This window comes from Actinophytocola sp. (genome assembly GCF_045807065.1).
Lineage (GTDB): Bacteria > Actinomycetota > Actinomycetes > Mycobacteriales > Pseudonocardiaceae > Actinophytocola.
Genome location: NZ_JBJMIE010000650.1, coordinates 1 through 23813 on the forward strand (window position 1 = coordinate 1; position 23813 = coordinate 23813).

The window sequence follows — 23813 nt, forward strand, 5'->3', positions numbered from 1 at the left end:
AACAAAATCACAACAACACGAACTTCCCGACACGACACGGTCAGACCGCCACCATCCGGGTATCTCACGATCTTGGTCTAGACCCAACACCAGCGAAGATCACGCCGACACGCCGCCAGCGACTACACCAGATCCGGACCTCACCACTTCAACCTCTGTACCTGGCCGCCATCGCCGCCGAGATCAACGACCGACCCCGTAAACTCCACGACTGGCGCAAACCCAGCGAGGTATTCACCGAACTCCTCGAATCAGATGCTTCCACCACCTGAACTCGCCCAGTCGTGCCCGCCGTGAACTGTTCGCCCTGCCCGGACTATCGGGATGGTGACCATGTCGAACCGCCAGAGCCGGAAATCCTGGCTGCCGAGGCGCAGTTTCATCCGCAGGGCCTAGGTCGGATTCCCGCCGCGGACGTGGTCGATTATCGCAGGCCAGTCGAGTGGCGGCGCGGTGCCTCGCCAGGCTACGTGTTGGTCTGGGCGCACAAGGACGAGGGGACGTTCCCATACCGCTGCTACCCGGTCGTCGTCGACCGTCAGATGGGCTGTCGGCACGCCAAAGGCGTTGGCCTCCTCCACCAGTGACTTGCCATCGCCGTTCCCGGACATGTCAACCAACGTAAACTCGGGGCCGAGACGGTCCAGCAGTTCCTGCCCGTCGGGCAAGCGCACGCTGGGAGTACGGCCACCCGGCCATGTGGTCGGCACGACGTGTCTCCACCGCCAGTCCGGTGCAGGGCCGGATTCGTGCCACACCACGGGAGATCGGTCGTATCGGTAGCCGAAATGTATACCGGCGTTGTCTATCTGGTGTTCTTCTTCGGCGAGAAATCCGGCCAGTTGTGCCCGGGACGCGCCGGCTTGAACGAGACGTGGAAAACGGCCCCATACTTCGAGTAGGTTGAAACACATTTCCCGGTTGAACAGCGCTACGGGGCGGCGTTCGGTGGAGTAACTGTCCAGCAGTCGTGGTCCCGCCCAACCATTGACGGTCGCCGCCAGTTTCCAACCAAGGTCGACGGCATCGGCGAGACCGGTGTTCGCTCCGTGGCCACCGGTCGGGTAGAAATGGTGTGCGGCGTCGCCAGCCAGGAAGATCTGACCCGATCGATAGGAGTTGGCGACGGCCAGTTCGCCGCGCCAGTCGGTCACATCAATGATCTCGGCGACCGTGATATTGACACCCAGCCGCGTCCGGATGACCGCGAACGGATCGCTCGGTGGACCGGCAGACCGCTCGCTATCGGTAATGGGATACGTGCCGGTCCACATGTCCTGTTCGTCTCGCGACACGAGCGTTACACCCCGCCCGACGATGGCCAGAAAGAACCTGCCATATTTTCGCAGCTCGGGATCGGAGCTGCGAAAATACACATCGCGGTGCCACGCGGTCGGGCCGATCGTTTCCGTGGTGATGCCCGCGGCCGAGCGCACCATGCTGCTGGCGCCGTCGCACGCGACGACGAACCGCGCCCGCACCCGGCCTTCGGCGCCGGTCGCGGTGGCGACATCGGCTGTCACGCCGCCGTTGTCCTGGGTCAGGCCGGTCAACCTCAGTCCGGGCCGGAAGTCGACCCGAGCATGCTCTCTCACCCGTTGCCGCCCCAACTCCTCGAGACGGGAACCCAGGACGCGCTGGTACGGCTCGAGCGGCATCGACCCGTCGTTGACCGACGCCATCCGTTCCCGCAGCTCGGCGACGGAAGGGTAGGACCAGCGGGCGATCGGCGGCTCGCGGTAGTCGGTAAACCACAGGAAGTCGAAAGCGTGCTCCGCGCCGACGCCGCGCCGGCGGATCTCCTCGACGAATCCGTGCCGGCGTAGCAGTTCCATGCTCCTGCCGTTGAGGAAGTCCATCTTGGGATGCCGGGACGCCGTCATGGCGCGATCCACCAGCATGTTGGACACGCCGTGGCGAGCCAGCTCCAACGCAAGCAGCGCGCCTACCGGTCCGGCGCCGACGACGAGCACGTCCGTTCGCTCCGCATCGGTCACCAGGTGCCTCCCCTGCCGCCGCCGACCGGTGTCGAGATCAAGCTTTCTGCTCCAGGAAGGCTCGCGCATCACGTCTTCGCGGGATTCTCGACGACTGGTTCCCGCCTGCGGTCTTCACGGCATCATCATGGGTTCTCACCGAGAAATCACGTGGTCAGGTGATGTCGAAGGCCGGACGATCAACGAGTGTACGGAGGCCAAGACCACCGCGGTTGCGGCCACGCGCTCGCTCGCCTCGATTGATCATTGTTCACGGGTTGGGGGACCCAATGGCAGATCGAGAGTTACTGGGAGACAAGTCGGTTCCACTGCGGGGCAGGGAAGGCGAATACGCGGATATCACCGCCGCGCTCGACGGAGCCCGGCACGGCGGACAGTCCATCATCGTGGTCGTCGGCGCGGGAGGCACCGGCAAGACCCGTTTGCTGCGGACGGCGGTGGCGGACGCATCGCGCAACTGGACCTATGTCGCGACCTTGCTCGACGGCGCCAGTCTCGGGTCGGACGTCCAACTTTCCGCCTTCCCACCGGAAGTTCTCGGGTCGACGTCCAGTGGTTGCGGGGACGTGTCGCGGTTGGTGCTGGTGGACAACGCCCACCTCGTCAATCCCGAACGGCTGGAATCGCTGACGAACACCGCGCTGTCCGACAGGAGGTACGGTGCGCTGCTGATGGCCGCAGGCCGTCCCGGCCGGTGTGGCATCACCACCGAGTGGTTCCGCGGCCGGCTGTCCCCTGGCACCCTGACCATCCGGCTCGGTCCGCTGCCCGACGCGGCCGTGCGGGACATGGTCGCCGATCTCACCGGCGGCGCACCCAGCGCCGCCCTCGCCGCGTTCGTGGAGCAGGCCGACGGCAACCCGCGGCTGGTGTGTGAACTCGTCACCGGCCTTCGGGAGGAACAGCGGCTGCAGGTTACCAGCGGACTCGCCCACCTCACCGGCACCTCCATTCCCGACCGCGCGGTCGTCTTCATCCGCCGGCGGCTCGACCAACTCTCGCTGCCGTGCCGACAGTTACTCCAGGTCGCGTCGTTGCTCGGGCGCACCCTGCGCCTCAACCGCATCGCCGGGGTGCTTCGCGAACCGACCGCCTCGACGTTGCCGCTGCTGGAAGAGGCCATCTCGGCGGAGATCCTGGACGTGCGGGGCGAGGACCTCCTGTTCCAGAGCACCCTGGTCTGGTGTGCGGTCCGCGGCACGGTGCCCGCGCCGATCCGGCTGGCGCTGGAACAGGAGTTCGGCGCCATGTCGGCGGGCACCGACCACGCCGACCACGAGGGTCAGCCGGATCCTCAGGGGCCGCAACTGTCGCCGGCCGTTGATGACGCACCGGTCGCTTCGACCAACGAGGTACTGAACCGGCTCACCACGAAGGAACGCGCGATCGCCGAGATGGTGAGCGCCGGGCTCACGAACCGGCAGATCGCGGCGCAGGTGTACCTTTCCCCGCACACCGTGAACTACCACCTGCGCCGTATCTTCCGGAAGCTCGACGTCGCGTCCCGGATCGAGGTGGCCATGCTGGCGAAGTCGGACGGCGACTGATCCCGTCAGCGTGCCCCTGGTATCCGGTCGTGTGCGGTGAGGTCCGCGACGACCGTCGCGGTGCCTGGCGTCACCGCGCAGCGGCGTTCCGCGTAGTCGACGGCCATCAGGTGTTCCCGCAAGGAGAAGTCGGCGATCGCGTCCACCACGAGGAACGGCTGGATATCTCGTGTGAAGGCGTCGCACGCCGTCATCAGGCAGCCGACGTGAGCGTAAATCCCGCACACGATCAACTGGTCCCGACCGTACTCGCGGATGACCGTGTCGAGGTCGGTGCGGGCGAAGGCGCTGTACCGCCACTTGGTGAGGACGAGATCGGTGAGCGCGGGCTCCAACGGCTCGACCATCCGCCGGTGCGCCGGCGTGGCATCCATCCCTTCGCCCCAGAAGGCGCGGAGCAGGCCACGCTGTTCGGCCGTCATGCTGCCCGGTTGGGCCGTGTACACGACCGGCACCCCCCGGGCCACCGCGGCCGCCCTGATCGCGGCGATGTTGCGGATGACACTGGCCATCGGCTCCTGCCCCGCCGGGAAGAAGTCGACGAAGTACTGCTGCATGTCATGGATCAGCAGTACCGCCCGGCTGGGGTCGAGCCGCCAGCCAGCGCGGCCGTAGGGCAGGTCCGCCGCGGCGGGCAGCTCGTACGGCGTGATGGTGGGAATTGACACGATCGGTTTCCCGTTCCGCTCAGCCGCCGAGGGCGGCGCCGCCATCGACGCACATGTCGTGCATGGTGATGTGGCCGGCTCGATCGGACGCGAGGAAGGCGACGGCCTCCGCCACGTCGGCCGGCATACCCAGCTTGCCAAGCGGTATGCCCACCTTGAACAATCCGGGCGAGCCGTCGATGGTCGTCCGCGGGCCATCCGCGTCCGCAAACATGCCGCGCAGCATCGCGGTGTCCGTCGAGCCCGGCGACACCACGTTGCACCGGATGCCGGCCGCCGCGAGCTCGAGGCCGAGGCACTTGGTGAACGCCGTCGTCGCCGCCTTCGACGCGGCGTAGGCCGCCATGTACATCCGGGGCACCCCGCCGGCGTTCGAGGAAACGCTCACGATCGTGCCGCGTCCCCGGCCCACCATGCACCGGGCCACGGCCCGTGACATGTAGAACACACCCTGGGTGTTCACCGCGAACACCGCCGACCAGTCGTCGTCAGTGAGGTCGACGACGGCGCCGAGGCGAAGAACCCCAGCCACGTTCGCGAGGATCCCGATCGGCCCGACGTCCCGTTCGATGGTGTCGACCGCCTGGTTGACGGCCGTGCTGTCGCGTACGTCCAGGGGGTACGCGACAGCGCTGTGTCCTTTGTCGACTATCTCGCCGACCGTGGCGCGCAACGCGATCTCGTCGTGGTCGACGCCGACGACCGACGCCCCGCGTGCCGCCAGCGCCAACGCGACCGCCCCGCCGATGCCTCCACCGGCCCCGGTGACGATCGCGACCCGCCCCATGATCCCGCTGTGGTCCCTGTCCGTCATGTCCCGCTCCCCTGGTACGACGGCGCCTCGTCGGCGTCGTAGCCGTACAGCCATGCCCGCGCGCTCAACGGCATGCCGCCAGCCATCTGCCGGTCCCGTTCCTGTTGCTCGCGGCCGTCCGGAAGGTGCAGCAGCCGGCCGTTCTCCCGTGACGTGCGGTGGATCCGCTCGGTGCGCGGGCCACGTTCGGCCTCGTAGCCGCGCAGTGCGGCAGCCAGGTCATCCGCCGCGGCCAGACATCGTGCGAGTACCGCCGCGTCCTCGATCGCCTGATTGGCACCCTGCGCGAAGAACGGCAGCATCGGGTGCGCCGCGTCGCCGAGCAGCGTCAGGCGCCCATCACTCCACCGTGGGATGACGTTCCGGTCGTGCACCGCCCACCTGCGCACGGTACTGGCCGCCGCGAACACCTCGAGCAGGTCCGGATGCCAGCCCTGGTACGCCGCAAGGAGTTCCGGCACGCTTCCGGATGCCGTCCACGACTCGTCGGTCCAGTCCCGCGCGGGCACGGTCGCGGCGAAACTGAACTGCCGGCCACCGGCCACCGGGTAAACGACCGCGTGCTGGCCGGGGCCGAGGAACAGCTCGACCTGTGCACGACGGCTAGCCAGCCGGTCGGCTGGCACTACGGCGCGGTAGATGGTCTGTCCCGAGAACCTCGGCCGATCCGGGGTTATCCGGTCCCGGACGATGGAATGGATGCCGTCCGCCCCCACGACGACATCCGCCTGGACAACGCCGTCGTCGAACACGAGCTGGGCGCCGTCCACATCGGATTCCGCACGCACGCACCGGCGTCCGAGCTGGACCGCCGACAGGACCGAGGTGAGTCCGGCCAGCAGGTCGGCTCTGTGCACCGCGTAGTAGGCGGCGCCGAAGATCCGCTCGCACTCGGCACCGAGCGGCTGCCGGCAGATCGTGTCGCCGTCGTCCCAGCGACGCATCACGATGGCGTCGATCCGGACGGCCACCGTTCGGAGGTGCTCGGCCAACCCCAACCGATCCAGCACCCGAACGGCGTTGGGCGCCAGCTGGATACCGGCGCCGACCTCGGTGAGCCGCGGCGCCTGCTCGTACACCTCGTGCCGCACGCCCACCCGGTCCAGTGCGGCGGACAGCGTGAGACCCGCGACACCGGCGCCGAGCACGGCGACACACAACTCGTTGCCGCTCAAGCAAACCCCCCTGAACGTCCATGGTGGTCAGTAGTAGAGCAGCGCCCTGCCCCAGTCCTCGTCGTGGCCGAACAGGCTGCGCGGCTTGACGACGTCGTGCACATCGGTCAGCACACGTGCTGGCACCAGCGTGCCGGGCGACACGCCGGTGACCTCGCACGGCACGTCGTAGGCAGTCCTGATCAGCTCGGTGAGCTCGACGCGAGCCGCCGTCCGCGCCGCGTCCGGCACCTCGATCTCCACGCGCAGCAGCGAGGGCTCGGCCTGTGCCCGCCAGAACAGCACTCCGTAGGCGGCCGGCAGTGTGAAGACCAGGTTCTCCAACCGATCCTGGGTGATCGTGGCGTTCGCGACGCGGTAGCCGAACGCCGCACGCCCGAGCACCCGCACCGTGGGCAGCGCCCACCCGCACGGGCAGTCGTCCATGGTGACCTCGACGTCGTCCGCCAGGTTGTACCGCAGCAGTGGCATTGCCTCCCGGAACAGCGGTGTCACCACCAATTGGCCGACCCCGGCCTCGGTGATCTCGCCGGTCTCCGGGTGGTACACCTCGAAGATCGCGCGGTCCGCCCACAGGTGCATGCGGCCGTGTTCGCACTCGCCCGCCAGGCTGCCGGTCTCCGTCGAGCCGTACTCCTGGACGACGGGCACATCCCACAGTTCGCCGATCCGCGCCCGCCGCGCGGCGCTCAGCGGCTCACCACCCAGGTACAACGCCCGCAGTGCCGGGAACTCAGCACCCGGCTGCCAGCCGGCCGCCCGGGCGGCGGCCGCCCACAGCAGGATCTCGGTCGGCATGGACCAGGTGAGGCTCACGTCGAGGTCGTGCAGCACCCGGACGACCCTGGAGTAGGGCATGGCGAGGGAGCGGTTGTCGCCGGGCACGACGGTGGCGCCGCACCGGCGGGCCGCCGCGTGGGCGAGATGCCCGGTGATCATGAGCGCGTACGGGGTACGCACCAGGAACGTGTCATCCGCCGTGATCGGCACCCACTTGCGGGCGAACCTCTCGGCGAGGTCGTCCCAGTCGGTCTCGGTGTAGTAGGACGGGGTAGGGCTGCCGGCCGTGCCGCTCGACTCGTGGTAGGTGGCCAGCTCGGCCTTCGGGACCGCGAGCAGGCCGAACGGGTAGGCGTCCCGCAGCTCCTGCTTGGTGGTCAGGGGCAGCGCGGCCAGGTCGTCCCTGTCCCTGGGGATGCCTGTCGTCCCGAACCGGACTCGGTAGAACGGCGAACGAACCGCCTGTGCCAGCAGATCCGCCAACCGGGCCTCCTGGAGCCGCGCCAGCTCATCGGGCGTCGACCAGTCCCCGAGCGTCGGGCGGTGCGTGATGGTCTGGGTCATCGCCGTCTCCTTTCAGCAGCCGGTTTGCGTTGTCCCACGCGATCAGGCGCCAGTCCGCGGTGGGCAGGTCCAGCGTCCGGAACTTGGCCAGTTCCGCGTCCGGGTGTTGCAGCGGGTACTCGCTGCCGAACAGCACCCGGTCGGGGCCGAGCCGGTCGACGGCGGCGCGGACCACGCTCGTGTAGCCGCCGGAGGTCTCGAGGCGGATGTTCGCCATTGGGGCGACCAGGTCCACCGCGTAATAGTCGATGTTCCCGATGCCGCTGTGCCCGAGCACGAACGTCAAGGCTGGGAACCGTCCGGCCAACGCGACCAGGTCCACCACCCCGCAGCCGGGCCGCGCGAGACACACCACGTACACCGGGTGGCCGGCCGTCTCCGCCACCGCCGTCAACGCCGTCGTGCGCGGATCGTCCAGCGGGACGCCGTGTACCGCCGGCGAGATCTCCATGCCGACGAACTCCGCCGCCCGCTGCCGGTAGTACGCCGGATCGCGGTGCGGGTTGGCGAAGTAGAACGGCAACAGGCGATCCGCCGAGGAGTCACACGCACGCAGCACTGCGTCGTTGTCCGGATCGGTCGTCACATGGCCGCCATGTACGAGCTGCCGCGACAGGCGGGACAGGTCGATGCAGCCGCCCGCCGAGACCGCGGCCGCGGTGATCCCGCATCGGTCATGGACGTCGAGCAGCCGCTCCAGCGCGCCGGGCGCCGGGGCGAGGCGGGCATGGAAGTCGAACACGGGCCCGGTCACGTCACTGCTCACGGCAGAACTCGTCGATCGGGTAGCCGACGTGGCGGTCCTCTGTCGGCAGGTAGCCGAGCAGGATGTCGCCGGGCACCAGCGCCGTGCTGTTGAGCACGATCCCGCCAGGCCCGAGCACCCGCACGTGCCAGTCGTCCTGCAGGATCAGGTTGACCACGGTGCCGTCGCCGGCCACCGCGTCGACCGAGAGCAGCGGCCGCGTCTCTATCTTCACCCGGCCGACCGTGACCACTCTGGTCTGGCCCTTGACATCCACTGCGAGCACCTTCGACGCTGCCCGCAGTTCACTGAGGTAGCTGGTGCGGGCATTGGTGGACAGGGTGTACGACATGATGGCGCCGGCGTTGACCCGGAACGGCCGGGTGGGCATGTACGGCAGTGGATGCGTCTCGCTGACGCAAAGGATCATGCCCTTGGAGTAGGAGCCGACGAGGATGCCCTCGTCCTCACGGAAGTACGTGCACGTGTCCACGCACGCTCGCTCCCCCATGCCCACGTGCCGCACACTGGAGACCTTCAGCTCCACCAGCTCCAGCGGCGCGGACCGCTGCTGGGCAGCCGCCTTGAGCCCGGTCGCGTCACCCACCTTCTCCGGGGCCAGCAGCACACCGTCCGAACCGAGCTCCAGGACGCCAAAGATGATCTCGGCCTCCTCGATGTCCTCGGCTATCGTGATGATGCTGCCGCTCGACTTCGCCGCGGCGGCGATGACGATCTCCAGCGGGATCTTGGTGGGATCACGGAACAGCAGCACGCTCCACCGCTCGTTGCGCGCCGAGAGACACGCCTGTTCGAGGGTCTCGGCATCGACGATCTCGACGAATCGGCCGAACTCTGTGCCGGGATACCGGTCGGTGAGGGTCGCGGTGTCGCCGTGGACAGCGGTATCCACGATCACGAGGTCGATCCCGTCGAGGTCGGCCGGTAGGTCACCGACGGGCAGGAGCACCTTGCGCACCGTCGGTGGCAGGCCGGCGAACACGGCCTTGTCGCTGGCGACGATGCCGTCGACCTGCTGGTGCACCGCCTCCTCGATGATGGCCTCTGCCGCCGTGTGAACGTTTCGTAGGTCAAGCCAACACAGCTTCATGTGGTTCCTTCGGGTCCTCTGGGGTGGTCGGGTCGACGCTCAGACGGCGGCGACCTGGACGGGTCCGGCAATGTCGCCCTGCTCCCGCACGGCTTCGGGATGAACCAGGGCACACAGCTCGCGGGTGAGCTGGCCGGGGTCGGCGGCCTGGAAGATGTTGCGCCCGGCCGCGACGCCCACCGCTCCGCCGCGCAGCGCTTGGTCGACCGAGGTCAGGAACCCGGCCGTGCTGGCGGCACGCGGCCCGCCGGCGACCAGGACCGGCACTGGACAGGACCTGGTGACCTCGACCGTCCGCTCCTTCGAGCCGACGTGCACAGTCTTGACGAGGTCTGCGCCGAGGTCGGCCGCGAGCGCGGCCGCGTGCGCCAACCACTCCGGCCGGTGCGGATCGTCGATTTCCGGTCCCCGCAGGTACATCATGGCCAGCAGCGGCATGTTCCAGCGGTCGCAGGCCGCGCCGACGGCGGCGAGGTCGGCGATCTGGTGTGCCTCTTCCCGCGATCCGAGGTTGACGTGCACGCTGACCGCGCCAGCGCCGAGACACACCGCCTCCTCGACGCTGGCCACCAGGTACTTCGCGTCCGGATCAGGGGCGAACCTGGTGCTGGCGCTCAGATGCACGATCAGCGACATTCTGGTGAACCACATTGGGGCGACCCGCCGCGCGGTGCCCTTGTGCAGCACGACGGCATCCGCACCGTTGTCGGCGAGCTGTCCGATCAGCTGGTCCAGCGGCCGGCCCCCGGTGATCGGCCCGTCGGTCACCCCGTGGTCCAGCGGCACGACCAGCAGACGCCCGTCGTTATGGCGGTACAGCCGACGTAAGCGGACCTGACGCCCGAAGTCCCCGATATTCACCATTCCCCAGATCTCCTTTGTCTGTCAGGTTCCTGCGGACACAGCCGAACCGGCGCCGGCGTGCTCGTCACACAGGAACCGGTCGTGCAGCAACGCGACCGCCTCATGGGCCCGCTCCGCCGGCACGATGACGGAGGTGCGCAGCTGGGACGTGGATATCCAGCTGATCGCGATGCCGGCGTCGGCGAGAACCGCGAGCGTGCCGGCGATGTACTGGGCACGGTTGAGCATTCCGGTGCCGATCAGGGAGATCTTCGCGACGCCCTCGTCCAGCACCATGGTGCCGCCGGTCGTCGCGACGACCTGACCCAGGTTCTCGCCGACGACCGCGAAGTCGCTGTGCCGCATGGTGAATCCGATCCGGAACTCGGCCTCGAACGGACCGGATCTCGCGACGAGATCTACCGGGGCGTTGTGCCGCGCGAACACCTCCAGCACGTCGACAGCGGCGTCTCGGTTCGTCCCGCCCGCTCGAATCAGCACCCGGATGACGTCGAGATCGCTGGTGATGGCGACGATGCGATGGTCCTCCAACCCGGCGTGGTCACTACTCCTCCTGGGGATGACCGTGCCCGGCCGGTCGTGGAACGAGCTGGCCACCAGCACGTCGACCCGTCGGGACGCGGCGAGTTCGACCGCCCTCGGGTGCAGGACCTTGGCGCCGGCGAACGCCAACTCGACCATCGAGGCCATCTCGACCGCCGGCAGCAGCCGGGCCGTCTCGACGATGCGCGGGTCCGCGCTGTACACACCATCCACGTCGGTGTAGATCTCGCACCGGGGTGCGTCCAGCGCGACGGCGATCGCGATGGCCGTGGTGTCCGACCCGCCACGGCCGAGCGTCACCACGGTGCCCGTGTCGTTGACGCCGTGAAAGCCGGCCACCACGACAACGGCGCCCGTCTCGAGCAGTGCCACGATCGGTGTCGGGTCGATGTCGACGACCCGACCCGCGCCGGGCGGGCCGTCGACGGTGATGCCAGCCTGTCCGCCGGTCAGTGACACGGCCGGCACACCCATCGCCTGCAACGTCATGGCGAGCAGTGCCGCCGACGCGCACTCCCCGGTGGCGAGCAGTTGGTCCGTCTCGCGTGTCGGCCGAACCGTCCCGGCGTCCGCGGCAGTGTGCAGCAGCCGGTCCGTCGTGTCGCCCTGCGCGGATACGACGACGACCGTTGGCTTGGTCAACCGTGCCTCGGCAACCGACCGGGCCACCCCGCGCATCCGATCCAGATCGGCTACCGAGGTGCCACCGTACTTCCGCACGAGAATATTCACCCTGCCCCCAGCAAAATTCGATCGAAATCCCCGACACCACATTATCGAGTAATTTGTTTTTTTCCTACTACTCGGTCGAGTAGTAGGCGACGGCCACCGTCGGCGTTCATTCGAACCAGATCCGTGACGAGTTCGGAAAGAATTTCCACACCTAATTTCGTCAACACCGACTCGGGGTGGAACTGCACCGAACGAAAACCAGGACCACGCATCGCGTTGATCTCACCGGTCGCCGCGTCAAGGGACAGTTCGACGAGATCTCCCGTCGCCGACGCGGTCACCAGGTCGGTTTCGGCACGGGCCGCGAAGGTGTTGTAGAAACCGCAGTCCACCCGCTGGCCGAACAGGTCGACGGGCAGTTGGGTGCCTTGGTTGGATACCGGCCTTCGCGCGAGTTCGAGGCCGAGCACGGAGGCCAGCACCTGGTGGCCGAGGCAGATCGCGAGCAGCGGGACCCGGTCTGCCAGCAGTCGCCGTACCAGCGTATGCATCGTCCCGATCTTCGGGTCCACGATGTCGAGCGGGTCGCCCGGCCCCGGCCCGAGCACGACGAGGTCGTGGTCCGGCAGGAGCGACCGGATGCCGATCCGCTCGACATCCACCCGCAGTCCCAACGAGACCAGCTGGTGGTTGAGCATCGACGTGAAGGTGTCCTCGCAGTCCACGACGAGTACCCGGGGACCGGAGCTCGGTTCCCGTGCCGGTCGCGGCGCCAGCCAGAACGGTGCGAGGACGTCGTTTCGGGCGCGTAGCGCGGTCAGCACGGCCGGGTGCCGGGCCCATCCCGCCGACGCCCGAGGGGCAGCCGCGGACGCCAGGTCGCCGCCCGGCCCGAACACGGCACGCAGTGTGGCCGCCTTGGCCCACGTCTCGCGGACCTCCTCGGCCGGCTCGGACCGGCGGACCAGCGTCGCGCCGACGTCGATGCGCAGCCGGCCGGACGGGTCGACGTCCGCCGTCCTGATCGCGATCGCGGAGTCGAGGACCGTCCGCCCGTCGGCGCCGGTGCCGATCAGGGCGAGCGCGCCCGCGTAGTAGCCGCGACCGGTCCGCTCGTGCCGGGCAATCACGCGGCACGCGTTCTGCAGTGGTCCGCCGGTCACTGTCGGGGCGAACAGGCTCTCCAGGAGGACCTGCCGGACATCGAGGTCGGTGTGCCCCTCGATCAGGTACTCGGTGTGCGCGAGCCGGGCCATCGGCTTGATCCGGGGTCCGATGACGTGGCCGCCCGACCGGCAGATCCGGCCCATCACCTTCAGTTCCTCGTCCAGCACCATGTAGAGCTCGTCGGACTCCTTGCCGTCCGCGAGAAAGCCCAGCACGTCGGCGACCGAGGCACCCGACGGGGGGTACCGGTAGGTGCCGCTGATCGGGTTCATCGTGGCGACCCCGTCCGACACGGTGACATGCCGCTCCGGGGACGCGCCGATCAGGGTCCGCGACCCGGTGTACACGAGAAAGGTCCAGTAGGCACCCGACTCCGCCCGCAGCAACCTGCGGAACACGGTGAGCGCCACGGCGGGCGAGTAGTCGACGATGGTGGCCAGGAACGAGCGCTTCAGCACGAAGTTGGCGCCCTCGCCCTGGCCGATCTCGTCGGCGATGACCCGGCGCACCAGCTCCGCGTAACCGGCGTCGCTGATGTCGAACCCTTCGTCGCGCAGGTGGACCGGCACGTCCGGCACCATCCCCATGAGCTGCTCGACCGGTATCGACTCCTGCTCGTCAACGGTCAGCACGACCAGTTCCGTGCCGTCGTCGACACAGTCGAACCCACGCTCGGCGACCTGGCGGTACGGCACGAGCGCCAGCACGTCCTGGGTGCCGGCGGCCATGCCGGTCCGCAGCGGTATGTCCGCCAGCCTGTCCACAGTCGACACGCCGCCCAGCAGCACGTCCACCTGTCCCGGAATGGACTCCGGCCGGTGGAGCAGCGCGAACGGGGGCGGGTCCGGCACCGTGACCCGCGACAGGTGGGGCTCACCCACGGCGCGCCCCACCCGTGCGCCACGCCGACACGACGGTGAGCGCCTGCGCGATGTTCAGCCGAGGGTCGCACAGCGTCGTGTACCGGCGGTTGTCCAACGTGCCGGCCGCCGCCTCGTCGTCAACGCACTCCAGCACGTCGTGCGGGGTCGTCTCCAGGTGCAGCCCGCCGGCGATGCCACCGGCGGAGGTGACGGCGTCCTGGAACTCGCCGACCTCACGGAGCACTGTGGGCAGCAACCGGATCTTGCGGCCGTTCGAGGCCACGACCGTGTTGGCGTGCATCGGATCGCACAGCCAGATTACCGGGTGGCCCGCCGCCCGCACCACGGTGACCAGTTCGGGCAGCCGGTGCGCGGCCACCCCGGCGCCGAGGCGCGCGACCAGCGTGAGCCGCCCAGGCTCCCGTGCCGGGTCGAGCCGGTCGCACAGGCCAAGCACCTGTTCCGCCGTGGCGTTCGGGCCGATCTTGCACGCCACCGGGTTGCGCACCGCGGACAGCAGGCGGACGTGCACGCCGTCGAGGTCCCTGGTGCGGTCGCCGATCCACGGCAGGTGGGTCGAGGTAAGGAAGAGGTGCCCGTCCTCGGACCGCCGGACCAGCGGCAGCTCGTAGTCCAGGATCAGCGCCTCGTGCGAGGTCCACACGGTCGGCTTGGTGGCCGCGCGCAGGTACTCGGTCGCGGTCGCTGCGGCCCGGTAGCAGGCGACGAGCCGCAGCGGGTCCGGCAATCGTGCGCCTGCCTCGGGTGCTGGTCCGTTGACCAGTGGCCCTCGGTAGACGGGCAACTCGGTGCCGTTGTGGTGCACGGTCTCCCGGGATCGCGGTTTCGCGAACTGGCCGGCAATCCGGCCCACCCGCACCACCGGCACGCCGGTGTTGGTCCGCATCATCCCGGCCAGCGCGTCGAGCAGGCCGACTTTGCGGCTGAGCACGTCCTCGACGCACTCGTCCGGGTCCTCCGCGCAGTCCCCGGCCTGCACTATCGTTCGCTCACCGAGCGCGACCTCGGCGAGCAGCCCCCGCAGTCGTTCGATCTCGTTGCGACGCACCAGAGCGGGCATCGCGGTCAGGTCGGCGCTGACCCTTCCGATCAACCAGTCGTTACCCCAGTCCGGCTGCTGCATAGCGGGAAAGGACCGCCATGCGGTCATCTCCTCGTCGGTCAGCGGCTCCAAGTATTCCGAATGAATTTGCTGTCGTGGTCCAGCCACTAGGCAGTCCCCCATCGAGTAATCATTTTCTGATGCCACCCCGGCCGCAACTCTAATGCCTAGTGGGATATCGGAGCACTACTCAATCGGGTAGACCGGAATATGACAGCCGAACTACTCGGCTAATAGTTCACAATTTCACGCGCGAACAACAACTCGGCGTAACGACAATGGCTGGCCGAGGTCGTAGAACTCGGCCAGCCATTGGCGGCGACCGGAGGGGAGCTACTTCCGGACGCCTGTGATCACGATGTCGCCGAGGTTGCCAACGGTCAGCCGGCCGCTCGGCTCGAAACCGGCGTCCAGCAACCACTCCTCGTACTCCGCGCCCGTGTACACCATGCCCTCGCCGGAGGCGACGGTCAGGAAGTAGGCGGACAGTGCGGCCGCCAGGTCGGGTCCGGTCCCGTCGTCGTTCGCGCCGGGCGTGACCACGAAGACGGCAGCGCCGGGATCAACGGCTCGCGCGGCCTTCGCCACCAGCGACTTGTTCCGCTCGACCGACCAGATCTCCAGGAAATGGCCGAACAGCACCGCGTCGCAACCCTTCGGGAACTCGTCGCGGAACACGTCGAGGCCGACCGCCGTCACCTGGTCCGCGAGGCCGGCGGCCGCGATCTTCTCGTTCGCGGTGGCCGCGACGGTCGGCAGGTCGACGATCGTGATACGCAGGTTCGGCCACCGGCGTGCCAGGTGAGTGGCGTTGACCGCGGTCCCGCCACCCACGTCCAGCAGGTGGGTGTAGCCCGACAGGTCGAGCCGGTGCACCAGGTCCTCCGCCACGATGCGGCTCACCGACCCCATCATGTTGTGAAACGTGGTCTCCAGCTCCGGGTTCAGCGCGAGCCGCTCGTACAACGTGGTCGCGTCACCGGGAATCTCCTTCTGCAGCCCGATGTTCGTGCCGGCCTTCAGCGACTCGTAGAACCAGGCCATCGGCCGGTAGTTGACGTGCTGCTCCCACGGCACGAACGCCGCCGGCACGTCCGTCGGCGCCGCGCCGAGTGGCGCGGCGACGGCCGAGTTCCGGTAGCAGTCGTCGTTCTTCTCCAGCAGGCCGGCCGAGGTGCAGCCGAGCAGGAGTATCCGCGCGGGCTGCGGTCGCAAGCCCAGCCGAGCCGCGATCTCCGGGTGGGTCATGCCAGGCTCCCCGCCCAGCAACTCGAACAGACCGAGCCGGTAGCCCGCGCTCAGGTACTGGAAACGGTAGTGCGCGTAGAAAAGCTCCCGAAGCGCCGCGATCGGGTTCACGTCCGGACCCATCTGTGTGGTCGACACTGCCTCCCCCTCTAATCGACCGACAGGATCAGACATGCCCGCCGCCGTCGAGCACGATGTCGACGCCGACGGCGTACGACGACTCCGGCGAGGCGAGCCACAGCACCGCGTTCGCGACCTCGGCCACCGTCCCGACGCGTCCGATCGGCAGGGCCTCGCGCAGGCGGTCGGCCCGTCCCTCCTCCGTCTCGCCGGGCAGCAGCGACATCGGGGTGTCGATCGGACCGGGGCTCACCGCGTTGACGCGAACACCCGCACCGATGGCCTCGAGGGCGGCGGTACGCGTGAGCGAGCTGATCGCGGCCTTCGACGCGCCGTAGGCACCGAGGTACGGCACGGTCACGTGTGGACCGACGGACGAGGACACGTTGACGATCGTGCCGCCGCCGTTCTCCGACATGTACGCGATCTCGTGCTTCATGGCAAGCCAGGTGCCGGTGATGTTGGTGGTCAGGACCGAGGCGAACTGCTCCTCGTCGATCATTGAGATCGGGCCGGCGGCGGCGAGGATGCCGCCGTTGTTGACCGCGACGTGCAGTCCGCCGTAGCTGGACACGGTGGTGCGGATGAGCTGCGCAACGTCGTCCGAGCGGGTCAGATCGGCGCGGACGGCGCCGCCCTTGGCGCCCTTCTCCTCGATCAGCCGGACGGTCTCGGCCAGCTTCTCCTCGGTCCGGCCGGCCACGACCACGATCGCACCCTCGTCGGCGAAGGCCAACGCGGTCGCCCGACCGATGCCGGATCCGCCTCCGGTAACCAGCACTGTCTTGTCGGTGAATCGTCCCATCGTTACGGTCTCCTCTTTCTTGGTGCGGTTCATATGGTCCGTCGCGCCTAACACGACGTGAAGACCCGGTCGTACGGCAGGCGTGGCAACCGGTCGAACCATGCGCTGGCACCCGGCCGGCCCATGCTGATCACGACGAGCGCGCGGTGCCGGCCGTCCGGGAAGAACTCCGCGCTGACCTTGTCGGCCTGGAACCCCGTCATCGGGCCGACCGCGAGACCCGCGGCCCGGACGCCGAGGATGAAGTACCCGATCTGGATGGCGGCGTTGAGCACGGCCGAGTCGACGCGGGCGTCGTCGTTCGAGAAGCAGACGTCCTTGGCCTGCGGGAAGACCGGGAACTGCTCCGGCAGGTACTCGTGGAAGTCCAGGTCGGCGGCGAGCACAGCGACAAGCGGTGCCGCGGCGGTCCTGGCCTGGGCGCTGTCCCACATCAGCGGCACGAGCCTGCGCCGCGCCTCGTCCGAGCGGACCAGCATGACCCGCAGCGGCTGCTGGTTGAACGAGGTGGGCGCCCATCTCACCAGTTCGTAGACGGCGGCGAGCCGCTCGTCGTCGACCGGTTCGTCGGTGAAGACGTGCGCGGTGCGGGCCTCACGGAACAGCAGGTCCTGCACATGCGGGTCGAGCAGCACGATTGCCGTGTCCTTCCTGTGTCAGCAGACAGTCAATTCAGGACTGAGTGGCGGCCTGGTCAGCCTGACTCGCGACCGGCTCCACTGCCGGCGCGTCACGGTGCAGTAGGAGTAGCACCACGACGCCGCCGGCGGCGAACGCTGCGGCACCCCACAGCGCGACGGACTGGCCGTCCGCCCGCGCGCTCACTCCGGCGCCGTCGTCCAGTTCGGACAGTGTGGTCAGCACCGCGACCCCGAGCGCGCCGCCGACCTGCAACGTGGTGCTCACGAGCCCCGACGCCGCCCCCATCTCCTGACCACGCACGCCACTGGTGCAGACCACGAACGCCGCGACGATCGCGCCACCGCAGCCGAAGCCCCACACCATCGCGGGCAGGAGGAAGCTGGTCAGCAGAAGCCTGTCCGAGGCAAGGGAAAGCGCCCACCACACGAGACCGACGCCCTGTAGTCCCAGCACCGCGGCCAACGCACCTCTCGGGGTGAGGCGGTCGAAAAGGCGTGGCACCAGGTTCGAGCCGAGGAACAGGCTCGCGCTGACTGGCAGTGTCCACAGTGCCGCCTGGAGCGGCGTGTACCCGCGGACCACCTGGAGGAAGAGCGTGAGCACGAGGTAGACCCCGAACAGCAGGGCACCGGCGAAGACGTTGGCGACGTTGCCGACCATGACGCGCCGAATCGCGACGAGTGCCCTGGGTACCAGCGGTGCCTTGGCCGTGGCCTGGCGGAAGACGAACGCACCGAGGAGCACGACCGCGCCGGCGAACTCCAGCAGCACGGGGAGTGACCCCCAGCCCTGCACACCGCCACGCAGAATTCCCAGCAGTAGCAGGCAAAGACCACCAATACCGGTGGTGATGCCCACCAGGTCAACGCCTCCGGTCGCGTCCGGCCGGCCGGCCGGGAGCATTTTCGGACCGATCACGAGGATCGCGAAGACGATCGGCACGTTGACGAGGAAGGCCCACTGCCACGAGATCGTGATGAGCAGGCCGCCGATCAGCGTGCCGGCGGCACCCGCGAATCCCCCGATGCTGCCGAATATGCCGAGTGCGCGGAACCGCGTCCGTCCTTCCGGGAACGTGTCCGTGACGAGGGCGAGCGCGGCCGGAGCCACGAACGCGGCGCCGAGTCCCTGCGCGGTACGGGCGGCTATGAGCTGCCACGGTTCGATGGACAGCGCACAGGCGAGCGAGGCGAGTCCGAACCACACGAGCCCGGCGAGCAGCACACGGCGCCGGCCGAGCAGGTCGGCCATGCGGCCACCGAGCATCATCACGCCGCCGAACGCCAGGATGTAGGCGTCCATCACCCAGGCGAGACCGGACTGCGAGAAGCCGAGATCACGCTGGATGGACGGCAACCCGACGTAGACGATGCTGGCGTCGAGCACGACCATGAACTGGGTGACCGCGAGCACGCTGAAAACCACCCAGGGAGAGTGCTGCCGCACAGATGAAATCACCCTACGGTCCTTTCGGTGTCGTCCGTCGGTGTCGTTGTCACTGCCCACATCCGCAGCCTCGTGATTCGGCTGTGGACGGACATCACGTATCCACGCGATCCGGTGTCAAGCCGCTTGGAACATCAGCGCGGTGAGCCGGAGAGTGTTCGCGCTGGCGCGGGCGGTGTCGTAGAAGATCGTGTCGCTAGCCACGAGAAACCCGGGGTCCTGTTGGGTCCGTGCCAACCCGGCCGGGGACAGCGTCACACAGAGCGTGTAGGTGAACCCGCCGTCGGCACCCTGCCCGAGCTCGTTGGTGATCAGGCTGTGCAACGGATCGTCGAGCTGGTCGAACACGACCCGCTCGCGGGGCACCAGTGTCACCCGCTCGCGGTAGCGAAGCTCGTCCCGTACCAGGATCTCGCGCAGGAACCCGTCCGAGTAGCGCTCGACGACCTTGGCCTCGGTGATCGCCGGCACGTAGCCGACCGGGTTCTCCGCCTTGTGCACCAGGCTCGTCCAGAGCTGGTCGAGCAGGTTCGGCGAGCTCTCGTCCGCGAACAGACCGATCGGCACCGTGTGCGTGAACATGATCATCTGATGGGGCTCCTCGTCGTCACATGCGTACACCGGTCGCGCCGATACGCTGTTTCGACTTGGATGGTTGCCGTCTTCGTGGGGTGCGGGCATCCCGCATCCACGTGATATGTGGTGGTCTAGGAGTCCGGCTGGTCGTTCGCCAGGACCCTGCGGGTCAGCTCCACCCTGCTGGACACGCCGAGTTTCGCGAACACGTGCCGGATGTGGCTGTCCACGGTGTGGGGCGACAGGAACAGGCTGGTCGCGATCTGGCGGTTCGTGTTGCCCTGCGCGACCAGTCGGGCGACCCGTAGCTCGGACTCGGTGAGGCTCGCCCAGCCGGTCTTCGCCCGGCGGGCGCCGCGTGGTCCGCTGGTCCGGACACCGAGTGCCTGCAGCCGGCCGCGTACGCGGTGGGCGTCGCGCTTGGCGTCGAGGCCCGTGTATTCGGTCAGTGCGGAGTTCAACAGCGTGACGCCCTCGGTGACCTGACCGGCCGCGTACTCGGCCATCCCCGTGTCCTCCATCGCGGACGCGCGGTCGTACGGTCGCGGCGCCCCACGGAACCCGGCGACGGCCGCGCGCAGGAGGTCGAGATCGCCACGCAGCAGGCCAGCGGCGTGGTCGGCGGCCGCGGTGAGGGAGACGTTGTCCGGGTTGAGATCCGCGGCCACGCGGGTGGCTCGCACGGCTGCTTCCGCCCGGTCCTTGGCACCGGCCCGCAGTGCGATCCGGACCAGTCGAGCACCGGCCGAACGGTTGTGCACCACCAGGTACAACCGCTCCGGAAAACCGTCGTACAGCGGGGTGAGCAGTTCGAGCGCCTGTTCGGGCCTGCCGACCGCGTCCTCGTAGAGCGCCAGCTCCCAGTTGATCTCTTCCGAGATGACCCCGATCCCGCTGTGCACGTGATGGCGCGCCTGTCGCAGGTGGTTGAGGGCCGCCGGCAGGTCGTCGCGGTGGATGGCGATCTGGCCGAGCGTGGCCAGCAGTGCCGGGGTCACCGCGATGGCGCCCAGCTGCTGGCCGGCTCGCAGTCCGGCGTCCGCGACGGCCTCGGCGTCGTCCAGCCGGCCGGCCGCGAGCAACAGGTCGGCGTGCAGGTGATGCCACAGCGGCCGGGACCACGCGGTGCCCAGCTCGTCCGCGGCGATCTTGTCGGCCACGAACGTGTCGGCAGCGGCAGTGAAGTGGTCCATCGCGGTCAGCACCATGCCCTGCCACAACCGGGGATGGCGGTGCCGGGCCGCGCCGGCGACCCGGTCCGCGAGGCCAACCGCGGCATCGGCGAAGCCGGCAGCCGCGGCCAGCTCGCCACGTGCGTAGGCGGCGACACAGCGGGCCTCCATGGCGAACACGACGGCGGTGTGCTCACCCGCCGCGCTACCGAGCTTGACGGCGAGCTCGGCCGAGGAGTCCGCATCGGCGATGTCGTTGGTCTGCAGCTGCGCGTGTGCCTGGATCGCGAGCAGATGGGCCTGCTGCCGCGCCGGGACGTTCGGCAGCTCCAGCGCACGTCGCGTGTAGCTGACTGCGGACGCGTCCTGGCCGGCGTGTTTGAGGGCCTCTGCCAGCCCGAGCAGGACCGCCGCCTCCACCGGGGCGTCGAGGCCACGGCGCAGGTAGGACTCGCCGAGCTCCCGGGCCTCGGCAAGCCGGCCGGCCGAGGCCAGCAGTTGGACCGCGTCCGCGACCAGGCGGGTCCGCTCTGGGTCACGGCTGCCGGACGTGCCGAGCGCGCCGAGGATCAGGTCGGCGGCGGCGCCCGGCGCGGTCGCCGCCACCTCCACCACCGCGTCGCGCACCACGGCCAGGGTGCGCGCGTCACCGGGTTTCCCGCCACGGATGAGGTGCTCGGCGATCTCCGGGGTCGGCCGACCCTCGGCCTGGAGCACGTCGATGGCGGTCCGGTGCAATGCCTGCCGGGCGGGGCCGGTCAGGCCGCCGTAGACGGCTTCCCGCACGAGATCGTGCTGGAAGTGCAGGGTGGTCCCGTTGTCGACGAGTACGCCGGCCTGCACGGCGTCCTTGGCGGGCTCGACCAGTCGAACCGCGTGTGTCTCAAGCAGGCCGGCGATCTCGTGCAGGCTGCACGGCCGGCCGAGCACGGCCGCGCCATCCAGGAGGCCGCGTGCCTCGGCGGAGAGGTCCCGCAGGCGCTGGTCGACGGCGACGACGAACCCGACCGGCAGACCCTTGCTTGACACGGTCGCGGCGCCGTTCTCGATCCGGACCCGGTCTCCCTCACGGAGTCCGGTCAACAGACTTTCCAGCAGGAACGGGTTGCCGCCGCTGCCAGCGATGAGCTCGAGCAGTGAGTCCCTCGGCACGGCCCCGATCGTCCTGGCACACAGTTCGGCGACGGCGGCGTCGGGCAGCGGCTTCAGAGGCAGTCGGCGGGCACCCTCCGCGATGAGCCAATCGAAGGCGTATTGCGGCGCGGACCGGGCCGGGAGCGGGCGACGGGCCAGCAGCCACAGCACGGGTGAGGACCGTAGCGCCGGGACGAGGACACGGAGGGTGAGGGCCGTCAGTTCGTCCGCCCACTGCACGTCATCGAGCGAGACCACGAGGGGGCGGACGTGGCTGTAGGACTCCAGGATGCCGCCGAGGCGGTCGATCAGCCAGAACCGGCTGTCCGCGTGGTCTCGGAGGCTGGCCAGGTCGTCCTTGTCGAGGACCGACGGGGCACAGACGCTCAGCGCGGTGAGGAGGGTACTGAACGGGGCGATCCGGTCGAGCTCGGTCGCCCGGCCTTCGGCGACGGTCAGCCCGAGGCCGCTGGCCTGTGCGGCCGCTTCTGCGAGCATTCGGCTCTTGCCGATGCCGGCTGGGCCTTCGACGACGACACAGTCGCCGTTCCCGGTCGTCAACTCGACCAAGACGTTGCGCAGCAGACGTGAAGCATCTTCCCGGCCGACGAGCGGCAACAGTGTCCGAGGGCCCTCAACCACCATGAGTCCAACCTAACGAAGCCACCGACGGTACCGCCGCGAACTCGACAATACATCCTATCTCCAAGTGTGCGGCGGCCACAGAAAGATCTTTGGTCCCTCGCCACGTGCGCGTCGGGTAGCATTCCGATGCACGGGTCGCACGTTCATGCTATTGGGGGAGTCTCGTGATGATTTCGCACGAAAGTCCGGAAGAGACCACGTAGGCGGTTGCCCTGGCGCTTTGTAGCCAGGTCACACGATTTGGCGTAACGCACATCTTGAAATCGCTAACCGGAATATGCCATATCAATATGGACGGCGACAACGCAGATGTCCTCATCACCCATTGAACGATGTCGTACAGGAAGATTCGCGGTCTCGCTCGCTGCGGCTCGAGAGCGCGGCGCAAAGGTGCTAATGTTGGTTGACAGCGCTAGTGGCGTGGATATATCCGGTGCGGCCGGTCTGTGCTGTGACGGCTTTCTCGATGTCCACGACCTCACTGCCGAAATAATGGCGGACGCGCTGTACAGTGATCCGGGGCGACGTCCCCATGCCGGCGGTGCTGACCAAGGACCTGCTCGAAGGTGGTCATGGCCATCATGTTCTTAACTCCTGGGTACGCGGCTGTTGTTGCCTGCCGGTCGTAGACGAGTGAAGCACGCCCGCATCACGATGTGCAGTGAGGGCAAAAGCGCTCCGTAGACTAAACTTCTGGTGTGGGTCAGCTTCTCGGTGACACTCCGAGGCACCATTCTGATCCACACATGATGCGGTTGAAATCGCCACAAGTCCGTCAAGACCACTCGTCTGGACCAACGTCTCGGTAGGTTCACCCATATGCCGAAGGTGTCCCAACTCTGGGTATGCTATTCCAGCGGTCGACCCGCACCCAGTCCTTGGTTCGTCACCCGTCGGCCCCGCCGAAGTCGGAATGATTCGTGTGCCACACCGGGCTCTACTTGTGCTCCGTTCAGCGCAGCGGTTGCACTTACAACTCGTTTCAGAATGACCGGCGTGTCTTCCACCAGTAGTTGATCAAGGTTGGGCATGCTGTCCTCGTGATCGAGGAGTTGGTGCCCGAGGACCTGTGGCAGCGGGTGGAGCCGCTGCTGCCTGCGCATCCGCCACGTCGGAGTAGGTATCCGGGGCGGTTGCCGGTGGATGATCGGACGGCATTGGCGGGGATCGTGTTCGTACTCAAGACCGGGATCTCATGGCGCGAATTGCCGCGTGAGGTGTTCGGATGCTCTGGAGTGATCTGCTGGCGGCGGTTGCGGGACTGGACCGAGGCTGGCGTGTTCGACGCGGTGCACAAAGTTTGCTGGACCAGCTACGGGCATTGGATATGGCTCACCGGTTCGACGAGCTTCGCCACGTATTTAGATGACATGACAAGGGTATGGTTCATAC

The 23813-nt window shown here is 68.3% G+C and carries 19 protein-coding genes and 1 pseudogene; 3 read left to right on the forward strand and 17 right to left on the reverse strand.

All coding sequences use genetic code 11. The features are described 5' to 3' along the window. Window positions 1-272, forward strand: a pseudogene (locus tag ACJ73U_RS38130) (hypothetical protein); the annotation flags it as partial. A gap of 120 nt (window positions 273-392) precedes the next feature. On the opposite strand, the gene ACJ73U_RS38135 reads toward ACJ73U_RS38130, so the two are convergent. Then, entirely contained in the window at window positions 393-1997 is a 1605-nt protein-coding gene (locus ACJ73U_RS38135; protein WP_407782635.1) for an FAD-dependent monooxygenase, read from the reverse strand. Window positions 1998-2266: 269 nt separating this feature from the next. Here ACJ73U_RS38135 and ACJ73U_RS38140 point away from each other — a divergent pair, with 269 nt between their 5' ends. Next, window positions 2267-3544 (forward strand): LuxR C-terminal-related transcriptional regulator, encoded by a 1278-nt coding sequence (locus ACJ73U_RS38140; protein WP_407782636.1) that lies wholly within the window; start codon window positions 2267-2269, stop codon window positions 3542-3544. Between the two features lie 5 nt (window positions 3545-3549). Here the strand turns inward: ACJ73U_RS38140 and ACJ73U_RS38145 are convergent, their stop codons facing one another. The 16 genes from ACJ73U_RS38145 to ACJ73U_RS38220 all read right to left on the reverse strand — a co-directional run bounded on the left by ACJ73U_RS38145 (window position 3550) and on the right by ACJ73U_RS38220 (window position 22421). Further along, window positions 3550-4212: an isochorismatase family protein gene (locus tag ACJ73U_RS38145; protein WP_407782637.1), complete on the reverse strand. Its 663-nt coding sequence runs from the start codon at window positions 4210-4212 to the stop codon at window positions 3550-3552. Between the two features lie 19 nt (window positions 4213-4231). Beyond that, on the reverse strand, window positions 4232-5026 hold the full coding sequence (locus tag ACJ73U_RS38150; protein WP_407782638.1) for a 2,3-dihydro-2,3-dihydroxybenzoate dehydrogenase: 795 nt from the start codon (window positions 5024-5026) through the stop codon (window positions 4232-4234). Then, entirely contained in the window at window positions 5023-6201 is a 1179-nt protein-coding gene (locus ACJ73U_RS38155) for an FAD-dependent monooxygenase (RefSeq protein ID WP_407782639.1), read from the reverse strand. The genes ACJ73U_RS38150 and ACJ73U_RS38155 overlap by 4 nt, the downstream gene beginning before the upstream one ends. A gap of 27 nt (window positions 6202-6228) precedes the next feature. Further along, on the reverse strand, window positions 6229-7545 hold the full coding sequence (locus ACJ73U_RS38160) for an AMP-binding protein (protein ID WP_407782640.1): 1317 nt from the start codon (window positions 7543-7545) through the stop codon (window positions 6229-6231). Then, window positions 7490-8311 carry an amidohydrolase family protein gene (locus ACJ73U_RS38165; protein ID WP_407782641.1) on the reverse strand — a complete coding sequence of 274 codons (822 nt, stop codon included), beginning with the start codon at window positions 8309-8311 and terminating at the stop codon, window positions 7490-7492. Before ACJ73U_RS38165 ends, ACJ73U_RS38160 begins: the two co-directional genes overlap by 56 nt. Then, window positions 8301-9401, reverse strand: coding sequence for a 3-dehydroquinate synthase II family protein (locus ACJ73U_RS38170; RefSeq protein ID WP_407782642.1), 1101 nt, complete (start codon window positions 9399-9401; stop codon window positions 8301-8303). Before ACJ73U_RS38170 ends, ACJ73U_RS38165 begins: the two co-directional genes overlap by 11 nt. Window positions 9402-9440: 39 nt before the next feature. Further along, window positions 9441-10265, reverse strand: a complete 825-nt coding sequence (locus ACJ73U_RS38175) for a 2-amino-3,7-dideoxy-D-threo-hept-6-ulosonate synthase (RefSeq protein WP_407782643.1) — start codon at window positions 10263-10265, stop codon at window positions 9441-9443. A 21-nt stretch (window positions 10266-10286) separates the two neighbouring features. Further along, on the reverse strand, window positions 10287-11528 hold the full coding sequence (locus ACJ73U_RS38180; protein ID WP_407782644.1) for an aspartate kinase: 1242 nt from the start codon (window positions 11526-11528) through the stop codon (window positions 10287-10289). Between the two features lie 53 nt (window positions 11529-11581). Next, on the reverse strand, window positions 11582-13528 hold the full coding sequence (locus ACJ73U_RS38185; protein ID WP_407782645.1) for an anthranilate synthase family protein: 1947 nt from the start codon (window positions 13526-13528) through the stop codon (window positions 11582-11584). Continuing rightward, a complete protein-coding gene (locus ACJ73U_RS38190) occupies window positions 13521-14705 on the reverse strand; it encodes a 3-deoxy-7-phosphoheptulonate synthase (RefSeq protein ID WP_407782646.1) in 1185 nt (394 codons plus the stop codon). The genes ACJ73U_RS38185 and ACJ73U_RS38190 overlap by 8 nt, the downstream gene beginning before the upstream one ends. Window positions 14706-14966: 261 nt before the next feature. Beyond that, entirely contained in the window at window positions 14967-16019 is a 1053-nt protein-coding gene (locus tag ACJ73U_RS38195) for a methyltransferase (RefSeq protein ID WP_407782647.1), read from the reverse strand. A gap of 28 nt (window positions 16020-16047) precedes the next feature. Beyond that, window positions 16048-16806, reverse strand: a complete 759-nt coding sequence (locus ACJ73U_RS38200) for an SDR family NAD(P)-dependent oxidoreductase (RefSeq protein ID WP_407782648.1) — start codon at window positions 16804-16806, stop codon at window positions 16048-16050. Window positions 16807-16853: 47 nt separating this feature from the next. Beyond that, the gene (locus tag ACJ73U_RS38205; RefSeq protein WP_407782649.1) at window positions 16854-17441 is read right to left on the reverse strand and encodes a malonic semialdehyde reductase; all 588 of its coding nucleotides are present in this window, start codon (window positions 17439-17441) and stop codon (window positions 16854-16856) included. A gap of 37 nt (window positions 17442-17478) precedes the next feature. Next, window positions 17479-18873 (reverse strand): MFS transporter, encoded by a 1395-nt coding sequence (locus tag ACJ73U_RS38210; protein ID WP_407782650.1) that lies wholly within the window; start codon window positions 18871-18873, stop codon window positions 17479-17481. Between the two features lie 138 nt (window positions 18874-19011). Next, window positions 19012-19482, reverse strand: coding sequence for an AtaL-like protein (locus tag ACJ73U_RS38215; RefSeq protein WP_407782651.1), 471 nt, complete (start codon window positions 19480-19482; stop codon window positions 19012-19014). 119 nt (window positions 19483-19601) lie between these two features. After that, window positions 19602-22421 (reverse strand): AAA family ATPase, encoded by a 2820-nt coding sequence (locus ACJ73U_RS38220; RefSeq protein ID WP_407782652.1) that lies wholly within the window; start codon window positions 22419-22421, stop codon window positions 19602-19604. Between the two features lie 1040 nt (window positions 22422-23461). Here ACJ73U_RS38220 and ACJ73U_RS38225 point away from each other — a divergent pair. Next, a partial coding sequence (locus ACJ73U_RS38225; RefSeq protein ID WP_407782653.1) for a transposase occupies window positions 23462-23813 on the forward strand: 352 nt, incomplete at its 3' end.

What these genes read in the sequence shown, in the direction of transcription:
- ACJ73U_RS38170 (WP_407782642.1), bottom strand. Translation starts at nt 9,401, where the DNA reads ATGAAGCTGTGTTGGCTTGACCTACGAAACGTTCACACGGCGGCAGAG.
- ACJ73U_RS38175 (WP_407782643.1), bottom strand. Translation starts at nt 10,265, where the DNA reads ATGGTGAATATCGGGGACTTCGGGCGTCAGGTCCGCTTACGTCGGCTG.
- ACJ73U_RS38140 (WP_407782636.1), top strand. Translation starts at nt 2,267, where the DNA reads ATGGCAGATCGAGAGTTACTGGGAGACAAGTCGGTTCCACTGCGGGGC.
- ACJ73U_RS38160 (WP_407782640.1), bottom strand. Translation starts at nt 7,545, where the DNA reads ATGACCCAGACCATCACGCACCGCCCGACGCTCGGGGACTGGTCGACG.
- ACJ73U_RS38220 (WP_407782652.1), bottom strand. Translation starts at nt 22,421, where the DNA reads ATGGTGGTTGAGGGCCCTCGGACACTGTTGCCGCTCGTCGGCCGGGAA.
- ACJ73U_RS38200 (WP_407782648.1), bottom strand. Translation starts at nt 16,806, where the DNA reads ATGGGACGATTCACCGACAAGACAGTGCTGGTTACCGGAGGCGGATCC.
- ACJ73U_RS38150 (WP_407782638.1), bottom strand. Translation starts at nt 5,026, where the DNA reads ATGACGGACAGGGACCACAGCGGGATCATGGGGCGGGTCGCGATCGTC.
- ACJ73U_RS38215 (WP_407782651.1), bottom strand. Translation starts at nt 19,482, where the DNA reads ATGATCATGTTCACGCACACGGTGCCGATCGGTCTGTTCGCGGACGAG.